9 protein-coding genes are annotated in these 14,682 nt (G+C 65.7%); 6 read left to right on the plus strand and 3 right to left on the minus strand.

Annotated elements, in window-relative coordinates; all coding sequences use genetic code 11:
- Positions 1 to 176: 176 nt before the first annotated feature.
- The 6 genes from C8J39_RS04630 to C8J39_RS04655 all read left to right on the plus strand — a co-directional run bounded on the left by C8J39_RS04630 (position 177) and on the right by C8J39_RS04655 (position 9,683).
- Positions 177 to 2,738, plus strand: coding sequence for a glycoside hydrolase family 9 protein (locus tag C8J39_RS04630; protein WP_120299423.1), 2,562 nt, complete (start codon positions 177 to 179; stop codon positions 2,736 to 2,738).
- A gap of 8 nt (positions 2,739 to 2,746) precedes the next feature.
- A complete protein-coding gene (locus tag C8J39_RS04635) occupies positions 2,747 to 4,390 on the plus strand; it encodes a glycoside hydrolase family 43 protein (RefSeq protein WP_120299424.1) in 1,644 nt (547 codons plus the stop codon).
- Between the two features lie 150 nt (positions 4,391 to 4,540).
- A complete protein-coding gene (locus C8J39_RS04640; protein WP_120299732.1) occupies positions 4,541 to 5,689 on the plus strand; it encodes a glycoside hydrolase family 43 protein in 1,149 nt (382 codons plus the stop codon).
- Entirely contained in the window at positions 5,689 to 7,134 is a 1,446-nt protein-coding gene (gene xylB, locus C8J39_RS04645; RefSeq protein ID WP_120299425.1) for a xylulokinase, read from the plus strand. Before C8J39_RS04640 ends, xylB begins: the two co-directional genes overlap by 1 nt.
- 6 nt (positions 7,135 to 7,140) lie before the next feature.
- Positions 7,141 to 8,451 (plus strand): xylose isomerase, encoded by a 1,311-nt coding sequence (gene xylA, locus C8J39_RS04650; RefSeq protein WP_107951986.1) that lies wholly within the window; start codon positions 7,141 to 7,143, stop codon positions 8,449 to 8,451.
- Positions 8,452 to 8,882: 431 nt separating this feature from the next.
- Positions 8,883 to 9,683: a FadR/GntR family transcriptional regulator gene (locus C8J39_RS04655; RefSeq protein WP_120299426.1), complete on the plus strand. Its 801-nt coding sequence runs from the start codon at positions 8,883 to 8,885 to the stop codon at positions 9,681 to 9,683.
- A 9-nt stretch (positions 9,684 to 9,692) separates the two neighbouring features.
- Here the strand turns inward: C8J39_RS04655 and uxuA are convergent, their stop codons facing one another.
- The 3 genes from uxuA to C8J39_RS04670 all read right to left on the minus strand — a co-directional run bounded on the left by uxuA (position 9,693) and on the right by C8J39_RS04670 (position 14,495).
- The gene (gene uxuA / locus C8J39_RS04660) at positions 9,693 to 10,865 is read right to left on the minus strand and encodes a mannonate dehydratase (RefSeq protein ID WP_120299427.1); all 1,173 of its coding nucleotides are present in this window, start codon (positions 10,863 to 10,865) and stop codon (positions 9,693 to 9,695) included.
- A 108-nt stretch (positions 10,866 to 10,973) separates the two neighbouring features.
- Positions 10,974 to 11,771, minus strand: a complete 798-nt coding sequence (locus C8J39_RS04665) for a FadR/GntR family transcriptional regulator (RefSeq protein ID WP_404969309.1) — start codon at positions 11,769 to 11,771, stop codon at positions 10,974 to 10,976.
- Positions 11,772 to 11,876: 105 nt separating this feature from the next.
- Positions 11,877 to 14,495 carry a glycosyl hydrolase 115 family protein gene (locus C8J39_RS04670; protein ID WP_243649721.1) on the minus strand — a complete coding sequence of 873 codons (2,619 nt, stop codon included), beginning with the start codon at positions 14,493 to 14,495 and terminating at the stop codon, positions 11,877 to 11,879.
- Positions 14,496 to 14,682 lie beyond the last annotated feature (187 nt).

Here is a 14,682-nt window from a genome sequence, read left to right on the forward strand (position 1 = left end):
TCCCGAAACCGGAACCGTCGCGTGCCCTTTGCAACCTTGTATGAGTATTAGGGTGATACCGCTATCCTGTCCATATGCGAACAGTGACAGCGGGTGGCGTATGCGATTGTTAGCGCTATAGTCACCGGAATAGCAGGCGAATCCAACGCCGCATGACAATACCGGAGAGGAAAACCATGGCGGCCAAATCCGCATTCTGCCTGATCGCGACCCTGCTCGCGAGCGCCGCGCCCGCAATCGCTCAGACAAGCCCGCGCGCCGCGTCGACCGACCTGACGCTCAACGCCGCCGGCTATTACGAGGCGCCGGCCGCCAACGTGCTCGTCTTCTCCAACTGGTATGACGGCCTGTTCGCCGATTCGAAGATCAGTGGCGTCGAGATCATCCAGCAGGGCGAACGCATCGCCACCAACGGCGACGTCCGCCTGTCCTCCACGCCCGGCCAATGGGACGCGATCGGACGCCTGGTAGACCGCAAGATCGACGCCGCGACCGGCGCGATCACCGTTACGCTCGAATATCCCGACTATAAATGGCGCTACCGCGTGCGCTCGGAAAAGCGTGGCGGGGCGGTCGCCGTTTCGGTGATCCTCGACCAGCCCGTGCCGGCTGCGCTCGCGGGGAAGGCCGGGTTCAACCTCGAATTTCTCCCCGCCGCCTATTTCCACCACAGCTACATGGCGGACGGCGTCAGCGGTGCGTTCCCGGTCTATCCGGCCGACGCGATGATCCGGACGCCGCAGCGCAACGCGGCGAGCGGGCGCGCGGAAGGCCCCGGCGCCGAACCGACCGCGATCGCCAGGGGCAGCCGCTTCGTGCTCGCACCCGAGGATCCGGCACGCCGGGTGACGATCCGCTCGACCGCCGAGGTGCAATTGTTCGACGGTCGCAACCAGGCGCAGAATGGCTGGTTCGTACTCCGCTCGCTGCTACCGGTCGGGCGCACCGGCACCGTGCTCGAATGGACGATCCAGCCCAACAGCGTACCGGGCTGGCTCCGTCCCCCGGTGATCGCGCATTCGCAACTCGGCTACACGCCCGACGCGCGGAAGGTCGCGACGATCGAACTCGACCGCAACGATCGCCGCCTGCTGCCCGCGCGCCTGCTCCGCGTCGGCGAGGATGGCAGCATGACGCCGGTGCCGACCGCGCCCGCCAAGCGCTGGGGCGACTATCTGCGCTACAGCTATCTGCAACTCGATTTCAGCGCGGTCCGCCAGCCCGGCACCTATGTGCTCGACTACGGCACCACGCGCACCGCACCGTTCCGGATCGCCGCCGACGCCTATGCCGGCGCGTGGCATCCGACGCTCGACGTCTATTTCCCGGTCGCGATGGACCATATGTTCGTCAACGAAGGCTACCGCGTCTGGCACGGCGACGCGCACCGCGACGATGCCCGCCAAGCGCCGACCGACCACGAGCATATCGACCTTTATGCGCAGGGGCCGACCACCGACACGAAGTTCAAGTCCGGCGAACACATCCCCGGTCTCGCGGTCGGCGGATGGTTCGACGCGGGCGACTACGACATCCGCACCCAGTCGCAATATCAGGTGATCCGCTCGCTGGTCGACAGCTGGGAGCGCTGGCACCCGATGCGCGATACCACCGCGATCGACTGGACCCGGCGCAAGACCGAGATCCACGTGCCCGACGGTACGCCCGATCTCGTCCAGCAGATCCGCCACGGCACGCTGCAACTCGTCGCGCAGTTCGACGCGGTCGGCCACGCGATCCACGGCATCGTCGAGCCCGACGTCGCGCAATACACGCATCTCGGCGACGCCTCGACCAAGACCGACGGGCTGGTCTACGATCCCGCGCTAAAGCTCGGCGAGGAAAAGAACGGCCGCAGCGGCACGCCCGACGATCGCTGGGCATTCACGACCAAGGCTTCCGCGCTGAACTACGGCTCGATCGCCGGGCTGGCGGCGGCATCGCGCGCGCTTGCCGAGGTCGATCCCGCGCTGTCGAAGAAGGCGCTCGGCATCGCAACGCGGACCTGGGCGGAGGAACAGTCGCACGCGCCCGATCTGTACCAGCACGGCAACACCACCGGCGGGCCGCTCGATGCCGAGCGCTTCTCCGCCGCGGTCGAACTGCTCCGCACGACGCGCGATCCTCGCTATGCCGATGCGGTCCAGTCGCTGTGGCCGGCGATGGAAAAGACGTTCGCCTTTACCCTGCGCGATGCGGTGGCGGCGATTCCGTTCATGCCGCCGACCTATCGCGCGGCGATGATCCCGGCGGTGCGCGCCTATGCCGCCGCCGCCGAGACCGCGGCCAAGGCCAATCCGTTCGGCGTGCCGATCACCACCGGCGGATGGGCGGGCAGCGGCACCGTGCTCGGCTATGCGATGAACGCGTACACGCTGCACAAGGCGTTCCCGGAAATCATGCCTGCCGACGCGGTGTTCCGCGGGCTCGAGTTTCTGGTCGGCAACCACCCCGCGTCCGACGTGTCGTTCGTCTCCGCGGTCGGCACCGTCTCGAAGGAGGTCGCCTACGGCAACAACCGCGCCGACTTCTCGTTCATCGCCGGCGGCGTCGTGCCGGGCGTGCTCATCATCAAGCCGGACTTCCCCGAGAACCATGAAGACTGGCCGTTCTTCTGGGGCGAGAACGAATACGTCATCCCCGAAGGCGCGATGTGGATCGAACTCGCGCAAGCCGCGCAGGAGCTCGCCGTGGCGGCTGGGTCCAAGCCAACCCAGACAGCGAACGCAACCAAGTGAGAATTGCCATGAAAATCCAGACATTAGGACTGCTCGCAGGTCTCGCCTTAGGAACGCCCGCCTTCGCCAGCGACGCACCGCGGTTCAGCAGCTTCAGCTATGACGGGCACACGCAGGAAAAGGTCAGCGTCGGCCCCGGCCAATATCGTAACCCGATCCTGTCGGGCTATTATCCCGATCCGTCGGTGACGCGCGTCGGCGACGACTATTACCTCGTCCTTTCCTCGTTCGCGCACTTCCCCGGCCTGCCGATCTTCAAATCGAAGGACCTGGTGAACTGGACGCAGATCGGCAACGCGATCGACCGGCCGGAGCAACTCGACTTCACCGGGATGCGCACGTCGCAGGCGGTGTTCGCGCCCGACATCTCGTATCACGACGGCGTCTTCTACATCGTCAACACGTGCGTCGAGTGCAAAGGCAATTTCGTCATCACCGCGAAGGACCCGGCGGGGCCGTGGTCGAACCCGATCTGGCTGCCGTTCGAAGGCATCGACCCGTCGATCTACTGGGAAGGCGACAAGGCGTATATCGTCAACAACCGCGCGCCCGCCGAGCCGCCGCGCTACGACGGCCACCGCGCAATCTGGATCCAGGAATATGACTGGCGCGCGGGAAAAATGGTCGGCGACAGCACGCAGCTGATCAACGGCGGCGTCGACATCGCCAAGAAGCCGGTCTGGATCGAGGGCCCGCATATCTTCCGCAAGGACGGCTATTATTACCTGACCGCGGCAGAAGGAGGCACCAGCGTCAACCACTCGCAGGTCGCACTTCGCTCGAAATCACTCCGCGGGCCCTATGTCCCGTTCGCCGGCAATCCGATCCTGACGCAACGCGACCTCGACCCAGCGCGTCCCAACCCGGTTACCTCGACCGGCCATGCGAAGCTCGTCGAGACGCAGAACGGCGACTGGTACGCAACCTTCCTCGGCGTCCGTCCGTACGAGGGCGACTCGTACAACATCGGCCGCGAGACATTCATGTTAGCGGTAACGTGGAAGGATGGCTGGCCGATCATTCTGCCCAAGAGCCAGCCGGTCCCGTTCGTTGGCACCAAGCCCAGGCTGCCCGCGAGTCCGCCGAGCCGCATCCCAACCAGCGGCGATTTCGGCTATGTCGACAGCTTCGACGGCAGCAAGCTGGCGATGCAATGGGTCGGCGTACGCACGCCCAAGACGCCCTTCTACCGGCTCGACCACGGCGACCTGATCCTCGACCGCGGCGGACGCATCGGCGATCTTTCCAAGGTGCCGTCGTTCGTCGGACGCCGCCAACAGCATCACGTCGCGACGATGTCGACCACCGTCCGCTTCGCCCCCGACACCGATGGCGATCGCGCAGGCCTTGTCGCGATGCAGAGCGACGCGAACTATGTGTTCTTCGGCATCACCCGGATTGCCGGCATGCCCGTCGTCGCGCTCTACACCACCGACAAGGGTAAGGAACAACTGGTCGCCTCCGCACCCGTCACCGGCACGGGCCCCGTCACGCTGACGATCCGCGCCAACGGCGGCACGATGGCGTTCGATTACGACGGCACCGGCGGCAAGAAGACCCTCGCGCACGACGTCGATGCGCGCATTCTCAGCACCAAGACCGCAGGCGGCTTCGTCGGCACGCTGGTCGGTCCCTATGCGTGGAGGAAGTGAGCCGAGTAGGTCCACAGGCGACTAAGGTCATGTCGACAGTCGTCCGCCCGGCGTGCTAAGAGTTGACACGTTTCGTACGGTAGCGCTACCCAAACACATCGAAGCTCGACACCACATCAGATGGTGAACATTAGGAAGGACCACGGACCGATGCGTTTCAGCCTCGCGCCTACGCTCGTCATTGCCGCACTTGCCGCAACCGGGACGATCGCCCTCGCCCAGACCAATGGGGGAAGTGCCCCCTCGACGCCCGGGGCGAAAACCACGTCCGTCGGCAAGGAGCCGCGCAGCCCCGACGGCAAGCGCTATCTGTCGCAGCCGCTGGTCACTAGCATCTACACCGCCGATCCGTCGGCGCACGTCTTCGGCGGCAAGATCTACGTCTATCCGAGCCACGACATCGACGTGAAGATCGCCGACGACGACCTCGGCAACCAATATGCGATGCGCGACTACCGCGTCCTGAGCATGGACCGCATCGGCGGCCCGGTGAAGGTCAACGGCGTCGCGCTCGACGTGAAGGACGTGCCCTGGGCGTCGCGGCAGATGTGGGCCCCTGATGCCGCCTACAAGAACGGCACCTATTACCTGTACTTCCCGGCGCGCGACAAACAGCTCGACAAGAACGGCCTCGGCACGTTCCGCATCGGCGTCGCCACCTCGAAGAGCCCGGTGGGTCCGTTCAAGGCCGATCCCAAGCCGATCACCGGCAGCTTCTCGATGGACCCCGCAGTGTTCACCGACGCGAACGGCGCGAGCTACATGTATTTCGGCGGTATCTGGGGCGGCCAGCTCCAGCGCTGGAAGGATGGGAAGTTCGACGCCAACGGTTCGGACACCGATCTCGGTAAGGACGACCAGCCGGCGCTGTCGGGCAAGATCGCCAAGCTCAACCCCGACATGAAGAGCTTTGCGGAGATCCCGCGCGACGTCCAGATCCTCGACGAAGCCGGCAAGCCCGTGCTCGGCGGCGACCATGAACGCCGCTTCTTCGAGGCGTCCTGGGTCTTCACGCGCGGCGGCAAATATTACTACACCTACTCGACCGGCGACACGCACTTCCTGAACTACGCGACCGGCGACAACCCGTACGGCCCGTTCACCTATCGCGGCCATATCCTCAAGCCGGTGCAGGGCTGGACGAGCCACCATTCGATCGTCGAATGGAACAAGAAATGGTGGCTGTTCTATGCGGATACGCAGATGAGCAACAAGAACCACCTGCGCAACGTCAAGGTGACCGAACTGAAGTTCGCGCCCGACGGCTCGATCCCGACCATCGATCCGTTCGTCAACTGATGTTCCTCGGAATCGATATCGGCACCTCGGGTGTCAAGGCCGTGGTGCTCGACCAGCATGGCAGCGTGGTCGGTCAGGGCACCGCCGCGCTGACCGTGCAGCGGCCGCACCCGCTCTGGTCCGAACAGGATCCGGATGCGTGGTGGAAGGCGACCATCGCCGCGGTCCAGGCGATCGACCCGAGCGTCCGCCGTTCGGTGCGCGGCGTTGGGCTTGCGGGCCAGATGCACGGCGCGACCTTGCTCGACGCCGACGACCGGCCGCTGCGCCCCGCGATCCTGTGGAACGACGGCCGCTGCTTCGCCGAGTGCGAGGCACTGGAGCGCGCCGTTCCCAACCTGCGCACGATCTCTGGCAACATCGCGATGCCCGGCTTCACTGCGCCAAAACTGCTGTGGGTCCGCGAGCATGAGCCCGAGGTCTTCGCAAAGATCGCCACGGTGTTGCTGCCCAAGGACTATGTCCGGCTGCTGATGACCGGCGACAAGGCGTCAGACCTATCCGACAGCGCGGGCACGCTGTGGCTCGACGTCGGCGGCCGCTGCTGGAGCGACGAGATCCTCGCCGCCTGCGGATTGACACAGGCGCAGATGCCGGCGCTGTACGAGGGCACGGAGATCACCGGCACGCTCACCGCCGAGGTCGCCGAGCTGTGGGGCATGCCGCAGGTCCCGGTCGCGGCAGGTGGCAGCGACAATGCGGCGGGCGCGGTCGGCGTCGGTGTCGTCAAGGACGGCGATGCGCTGCTGTCGCTCGGCACGTCGGGCGTCATCTTCGTCGCGACCAACGACTTCCGCCCCAATCCGGCGCGTGCGGTCCACGCCTTCTGTCATGCGCTACCCGGCATGTGGCACCAGATGTCGGTCCATTTGTCGGCTGCGTCGTGCATCGATTGGGTCGCGCGGATCACCGGCGCCGCCGGTGCCGCCGACCTGTTCGCGCGCGCCGAGGCAGCCGGCCCCGCCAGTGGCCCCGAGATCTTCCTCCCCTACCTGTCGGGCGAGCGCACACCGCACAACGACCCGGAGGTGCGTGGCGCGTTCCTCCGCCTCGACAACGACACAGACGCCGGCCGCCTGTCGCAGGCGGTGCTGGAAGGCGTGGCGTTCGCGCTCGCCGACGGTCTCGACGTGTTGCGTGAGGCCGGCACGACGGTCGAGCGCCTCGCGGTGATCGGCGGCGGTGCCCGCTCGCGCTATTGGGGCCAGGTGATCGCCGCGGCGATGGAGGTCGAACTCGTCTATCTCCAGGGCGGCGAGGTCGGTCCCGCGCTCGGTGCCGCGCGCCTTGCCCAGCTTGGCGTCGACGGCGGCGACCCTGCCGAGATCTGCGTCGCGCCTCCCGTCTCGCACACCATCGTCCCCGACCCTGCCCTCGTCTCGGCGCTCGCCGAGAAGAAGGCCGCGTTCCGCCAAGCCTATTCCCGCATCACCCCAAAATCGTAGGAAGCTTTGATGTCCGACTTCTTCGCCGATATCCCCCAGATCAAATATGAGGGCCCCGACAGCACCAACGAGCTGGCCTACCGCTTCTACGACAAGGACAAGATGGTCCTCGGCAAGCGCATGGAAGATCACCTCCGCTTCGCCGCGTGCTTCTGGCACACCTTCTGCTGGCCCGGCTCCGACGTGTTCGGCGGCGGCACGTTCGATCGCCCGTGGCACCGCGGTGCCAACGACAGCGCCGCCGCGGCGATGAAGCGCGAGGTCGCGTTCGAGTTCTTCAAGACGCTCGACGTGCCCTATTATTGCTTCCACGACGTCGACGTGATGGCCGACGCCGCCAACATCACCGAGCACCGCAAGTTCTTCGCCGAAGCCGTCGACCATCTCGAACAGCTCCAGGCTGCATCGGGCCGCAAGCTGCTCTGGGGCACCGCCAACCTGTTCAGCCACCCGCGCTTTGCCGCCGGCGGCGCGACCAACCCCGATCCGGAAGTGTTCGCGTTCGGCGCGATGCAGGTCCGCGATGCGCTCGAGGCGACACACCGTCTCGGTGGCCAGAACTACGTGCTGTGGGGCGGTCGCGAGGGCTACGAGACGCTGCTCAACACTGACATGAAGCGCGAGCTCGACAATTTCGGCCGCTTCCTGAGCCTGGTCGTCGAGCACAAGCACAAGATCGGCTTCACGGGCACGATCCTGATCGAGCCGAAGCCGTTCGAGCCGACCAAGCACCAGTACGACTTCGACACCGCGACGGTGTATGGCTTCCTCAAGCGCTATGGCCTGGAGAACGAGGTCAAGGTCAACATCGAGGCGAACCACGCCACCCTCGCCAGCCACACGTTCGAGCATGAGATCGCGACCGCCGCTGCGCTCGGCATCTTCGGCTCGATCGATGCCAATCGCGGCGATCCGCAGAACGGCTGGGATACCGATCAATTCCCGAACTCGGTCGAGGAACTGACGCTCGCCAATCTCGAGATCATCCGCGCGGGCGGGTTCACCACCGGCGGCTTCAACTTCGACGCCAAGGTGCGGCGCCAGAGCATGGACCCGGCCGACCTGTTCTACGGTCATGTCGGCGCGATCGACGTCGTCGCGAAGGGCCTGCTCAACGCCGCCAAGCTGATCGAAGACGGCCGGATCGATGCGATCAAGACCAAGCGCTATGCCGGCTGGGACGGCGAGTTCGGTGGCGCGATCGGTGGGCTCGACCTCGCCGGGATCGCCGACCTCGCAATCGAGCGCGGCATCGATCCCAAGCCGGTCTCGGGCCAGCAGGAGCGGATCGAGAACCTCATCAACCGCGTCCTCTGATCGACGACCGCCCGATCCTGCGCTCTGGCGTGGGATCGGGCATGTCCCGAGAGGGCGGAAATGCGCGTCGGCTGCCGGCGCTCGCGGCACGATGTATCATTCGCCGACCGATCCGGGTCCGCTGATCGACCGCAACTATGTTGCGGATGCCAAATGCGCGGCAGGATTAAGATCCCGAAATCTTCAGGGATTATAGGTCGACTGTCTGAACAGCCGATCGGTCGATTATATCGAGAACGATGACTGGCCAGCCGCGCGTCATCGAACGCAGGGGCATCCAGCCGACCTACCAGCGGCCCCGACGACCGCAGCACGCCCGACTCGCATACCGTATGCAGCCTGTATCAGGGCGTTCCGACCCCCAGGACAGAAAATCTCTTATCGTCTCGCGATTGTCACGCGGCTATCACCCCGGTGATGGGAGCTTACCAATGACGAACTTCAATCCCGATCAGACGAGCCCGTCGTCGGATACGCCAATCGTGTCCGATGCGGCGATACCGTCGGAAAGCGCTACGCCGCCACGCCCGCCCCGCGGTACAGGACGGCGGCTGCACGGCGCGATCGCGCACAAGCTGGGCACCGCGATCCTGTCGGGCGAGTATCTCCCGGGCGATACATTGTCGGGCGAAGTCGCGTTTTCGGAGGCGCTGGACGTGTCGCGCAGCGCCTACCGCGAGGCGGTCCAGGTGCTGATGGCAAAGGGATTGGTCGAAAGTCGACCCAAAACCGGTACCCGCGTGTTACCGCGCAGTCGCTGGAACCTGCTCGATCCCGACGTGCTCGCCTGGGCCTTTGCCGGCGAACCCGACATCGACTTCGTCCGCGGCCTGTTCGAGTTGCGCGCGATCGTCGAGCCAGCCGCCGCCGCGCTGGCCGCCGAGCGACGCGATCGTGCTGACCTTGCCGTGATGAAGGAATCGCTCGCCGCGATGCGCCGCCACACGCTGGCCACCGAAGCCGGCCGTGCCGCGGACCGCGAGTTCCACAACGCGGTGTTGCAGGCGACCCGCAACGACGCGCTCGTCGTGCTGAGCGCGAGCATCGGCGCGGCGGTCAGCTGGACGACGCAGTTCAAGCAGCGCACCCGCTCGCTGCCGCGCAACCCGATCCCCGATCACGTCCGCGTGTACGAGGCGATCGCAGCTAGCGACCCCGCCGCCGCCAACGCGGCGATGCGCAAGCTGGTGGACCTGGCGCTCGACGATACGCAACTGGCGATGACGCGCTAGGCTCGGTTCCTACGCAGCGTCCCGGCCATGCGCGATACCCGTTTCCAGCCCGCGCAGTTCCGCCAGCCCGCGCAACCGCCCGATCAGTGAATAGCCGGGGTTGGTCCGCTTGTTGAGGTCGTCCACCATCTGGTGCCCGTGATCGGGGCGCATCGGCAGCGACCGCCCGGTGCGCGCCTGCAACGCGACCAGCTCGGTCATGATCGCGGGCATGTTCGCATCGCCCTCCAGATGCGCCGCCTCGTGAAACGCGCCACCGGGTTCACGCTGCACCGATCGCAGATGCACGAAGCCGATGCGTTCGCCGAGCCGACGAACCATCCCCGGCAGGTCGTTGTCCGCGCGCACGCCGAACGATCCGCTGCAAAAGCACAGCCCGTTGGCGACCGACGGCACCGCCGCGAACAGCGCGCTGACGTCCGCCTCGGTGCTCACCACGCGCGGCAGGCCGAAGATCGGGAACGGCGGATCGTCGGGGTGCACTACCAGCCGGATGCCCTCCGCCTCGGCGACTGGACACACCGCCTCCAGGAACGCGACGTGGTTCTCGCGCAGCCGCGACGCGTCGATGTCGGCGTAGGTCTCGATTTGCTCGAGCAACTGCGGCGAACTGAAGCTCTCCTCGCTCCCCGGCAGCCCGGCGATGATCGTCCGCTCCAGTGTCGCGCGCGCGGCATCGTCCATCGCCGCGAACCGCTCGGCGGCGATGGCGACGACATCGGGGGTGTAGTCCTGCTCGGCGCCCGGGCGGCGCAGGATATGGATGTCGTACGCGGCGAGCGCATGCAGCTCGAAGCGCAACGCGCGCGCGCCGTCCGGCAACGCCCAGCTCAGGTCGGTCCGCGTCCAGTCGAGCAACGGCATGAAATTATAGGTCACCACCTCGATGCCCTGCCCCGCCAGATTCCGCAGGCTGGTAACATAGGCCTCGATCAGCCGATCCCAGTCGCCCGAGCGCCGCTTCAGATCCTCGACGACGGGCAGGCTCTCGACCACTTTCCAGTCGAGCCCAGCGTCCTCGATTATCACGCGACGCGCGGCGATGGCGTCGACGGTCCACACGTCGCCATTGGCGACCTCGTGCAGTGCCGTGACGATCCCGGTCGCGCCGGCCTGGCGGATGGCGTCGAGCGGCACCGGGTCGTTCGGGCCAAACCAGCGCATGGTCTGGGTCATCTTCATCGGCCGCTCATCCCCGTTTTTCCATGGCGGTGCAGCCACATGCTCTCAATGTCGATAGCAACGATCGAATTGGTCTGACAACCTATAAGCGCTTGGTCACCATATGGATCAAATGGTCGGAACGCCGCCGTAACGCTGGCGAGTCGTCGCGAGCGCCAGTCGAGCCTGTTCCATTGCCATCTCTTCGGTCTGGAACAAGAGGTGGTCCATCACCGACGTCAGGTGTGCGCGCATCGCGCCACGCGCCGCCGCCGCGTCGCGCGCGCGCAAAGCATCAACGATTGCAGCATGTTCGGCGACGACCGGCCGCACTTTGGCGTTGCGCGCCTTGGCATGGAGAAGCGCGCATTCGGGCGACGTCGAGCGTAAATGCCACAGATCCTCGATCGTCCGAACCACGCCCGAATTCCGCGTCGCCTTGGCGATCGCCATGTGGAAGTCGCGATCGGCGATCTCGGTGACTTCGGTCAGCAAATTCTCGGTCGTCATCGCCTCGACCAGTCCGTCGAGCAGGTCGATCTCGGCATCGGAGATCTGCACCGCTGCGAGCGCTGCCGCCTCTCCCTCGAACATGATCCGCGCTTCGGTCAGTTCGAACGCGGTGATCGCGAAACCCGGCTCTTCGCCCTGCCCCGGCAGCCGGCAGACATACGCCCCGGAGCCGACACGGACTTCGATAAAACCCTGCACTTCCAGCGCGATGAGAGCTTCACGCACCGCCGGGCGACTGGCGCCGTAGTCGATCGCCAGCTCGCGTTCGGCGGGCAGCCGGTCGCCGATCGCATAAGTGCCCGCGACCAGTTCCTCGAACAGCCGCCGCGCCAGCCGCTGATACAAGCGATCGTTCGCGGGAGCGTCGTATTTTCCGACCGCGAACAGCGCGTTCTGGGAGGCGGGCTTTGCCACTGGACTTACCAATCTAATGTCTGCGTATTGATGCTACTACGTCGCCCTTCCCAAGGAAACTGGCATCGTTAAATCCCCTAAGGGATCGCTGCGCGGTGCGTTCCGTCAGGCGACGGGAACCGCGCCAAGATAGGACATCGGTACCGGGATGGTCGCCAGTACCAGCTTCTGGAGCACCATGTTGTCGTCCAGCCGCCAGATCTTGATCGTATGACGGCCGCTAGCAACGTCACCAAGGCCTGTCGACACTCGTACGCCATTGTCACGCACCGCATCCGCCCAGCGCGCCTTGGCAATATTGTCCGTATCGCCTCCGGTAGGCTCGAGCACCGCGCGCAGGACTTGAACCGCACCGCCGTCGATCGACACGCCGATCCGCGATCCGTCATGACCGAACGTGTCGAGCGTCGGTACGAGGTACAGCGTCACGGTCGCCGGTCCCGCCTTCGCCACGGTGACGTCGTATTCCAGACAGACGCCGTCACTCGCCAGCGTTGCCGGTCGACCTTGCGGCATCGCGATCATCGCACCTGCCGTACGACCCAGATGCGGGATCGTCGTCCAGCGCAGCCCCTTGCCGTCGCGTGCCCGACTGAACGCGGGTGCTTCGAGGGCAACGATACCGGCCTGCGTCGCGGGCGTCGGAACGAAGATCGGCTGCTGCCGGCGCTTTGCTTCGGGCGTATCGGCGCCGACCCGGACGATGCTCGGCATGGTCTGTTTGGTGGGATCGTTCCAGATGACATAGCTCATATGGACCTGCGCCATCATGCCGTCCCACTTGCCGCCGTTGATACTGTGGTACCGCTGCGTCAGTTCGCCGTCGCGCCGGAAAGCGGTTTCGACCTGATCGGCAAAATAATTGGCGCGGGCGTCGTTCTTCGCCGCCAGCAGCCGGTTCCACGCGGTGCCGTAATACATCCGGTACAGGTTCGCGACGGCTGCCACGGGAAACTCGACCAACTGGTAATAGGCGTCGCGCTGATCCGGCCGCAGCGTGGCGCGAACCGTAAGCATCCGTGCCTCCAGCGCGTCCCACTGCGCAACCATCGCGCCGAACTCGCCGCCATCGAGGCCCTTGGGATTGACTCCGCCTAGCGGGAAGCTGTCCTGGTCGATCAGTTCGGGCTTTCGGCGTGCGACATACTGGCTGTACTGAGTAACGATCTCGCCGATCGCGCGCGCCTGGTCCGGGCCGAACGTCGCCGTCGCCCATGCGCGCGGATAGTCGGCAACCGCGGCTGGGGTCATCGCATCCGGGTTCCAGGCCTGCGCCAGGAAGAACCCCAGCGGATATTCCATCGGCTTGATATCGCCGACGTTGACGATCCAGATCTGCGCCGCACCACGCCGGTACGCGAGGTCCATCTGCTGCCAGGTCTTCTCGATCTGGTTGGTGTTGATCCACTTGTAGTTGCGTGGACCGCCGACATAATCGAAGTGATAATAGATGCCGTACCCACCTTTGCGCGCCGGTGCGGCGGGATCGGGCAGGCGCCGGATCTGGCCCCAGTTGTCGTCCGAGAACAGCAACGTGACGTCGTCCGGCACCTTCATGCCGTGGTCGTAATAATCCTGTACTTCCTTGTAGAGCGCCCAGACCTGCGGCGTGTCGGTCGCCGGTTTGCCGGTGACGTCGGCGATGATCTGACGCTGGTCGGCGACGACGCGTTCGAGCAGCCCGGTCGCGGTGCCCTCGGCCATCGCCTCGTCGCCGTCTCCGCGCATGCCGACGGTCACGACGGAGTCGTAATGCTGGCCGCCGCCCTTCGCCATCATGCGCTCGATCCCGCCGCGCCAGAATTTCCGCAGGTTGGCGCCGTTCTTGTCGTAATCCCACGCACCGCCGGTGACGCCGCCATCTTCGTGACGATGCCATTCGGCCTGCGCGCGTAGCATCGGCTCGTGGTGCGAATTGCTCATCACCACGCCCATCGCGTCGGCCAGCACCATGCTCGCGGGGTCGTCATCCGCGAACGCCTTGCCCCACATGGCGGGCCACAGATAATTGCCCTTCATCCGTAGCAGCAGTTCGAAGACGTGCACGTACATCGCTGCGTTCACGCCGCCGAACGCCTTCTTCGCCCAGCCGCTGAGGCAAGGATCCTCGTCGTTGATGAAGAACCCGCGATAGCGGACCTTGGGCTGGTCGCGCCTGGAGCCCGCAGGGATCAGCACGTCGCGCTGACGACGGACGGGCACGTCCGCGAACCAGTGCCACGGCGAAACGCCGATCCGCTCGGATACGTCATAGGTACCGAACACCGCGCCCCGCCGGTCCGACCCGACGATCACCAGCGCGCGCGACACGCCCGGCATCGGGTCGTCGACGACGATCTGCCGAAACGCTTCCCATTCGCCGTGCAGGTCGGCGGCGGCTATCTTGCCGGCCGCCACGAGACGATCGATGACCGCGCTGTGGCCAAGGACGCCAATGATGACCACCGGCCCCTGCGCAACGCCGCTCGCGCCATCGGTCAGTCGCGCAGCGGTGCCGCTGACCCTCTCCAAATCGGCCGTGAAATTGGTCGCGACATGCCGAACCGCGCTGTCGGCGTCGGCATCGATCATGACGGCTGCCGGAATGCCCTTTTCGATCAAGGCAAACGCGGTCCGCGGGTCGGGCGCCGCATGTGCCTCGACAGCGAGCAAAGGCAGCGTCGCGAGCGCAGCGCCGCAAGCGGCACCACCCATCAGCGTACGGCGTGATACGGCCTGTGACATCGTCGTCTCTCCTGTCATGAGCAGTCGAACAGCCCCATGGAGAACCCGCTGACTGCGCTTGGCGGACCTCGCACCGGTTATCCGTAGCCCGACCGCGCCCCCGTCGGGTCTTCCCTGCGAAATCTCGCCGGCCTGCGCTAGTATCGTCGAACCGATCTTGCCGATCGTCGGTCGGCTGGTGCGATAG

The sequence above is a fragment of the Sphingomonas sp. PP-CC-1A-547 genome (assembly GCF_003610375.1).
GTDB lineage: Bacteria > Pseudomonadota > Alphaproteobacteria > Sphingomonadales > Sphingomonadaceae > Sphingomonas.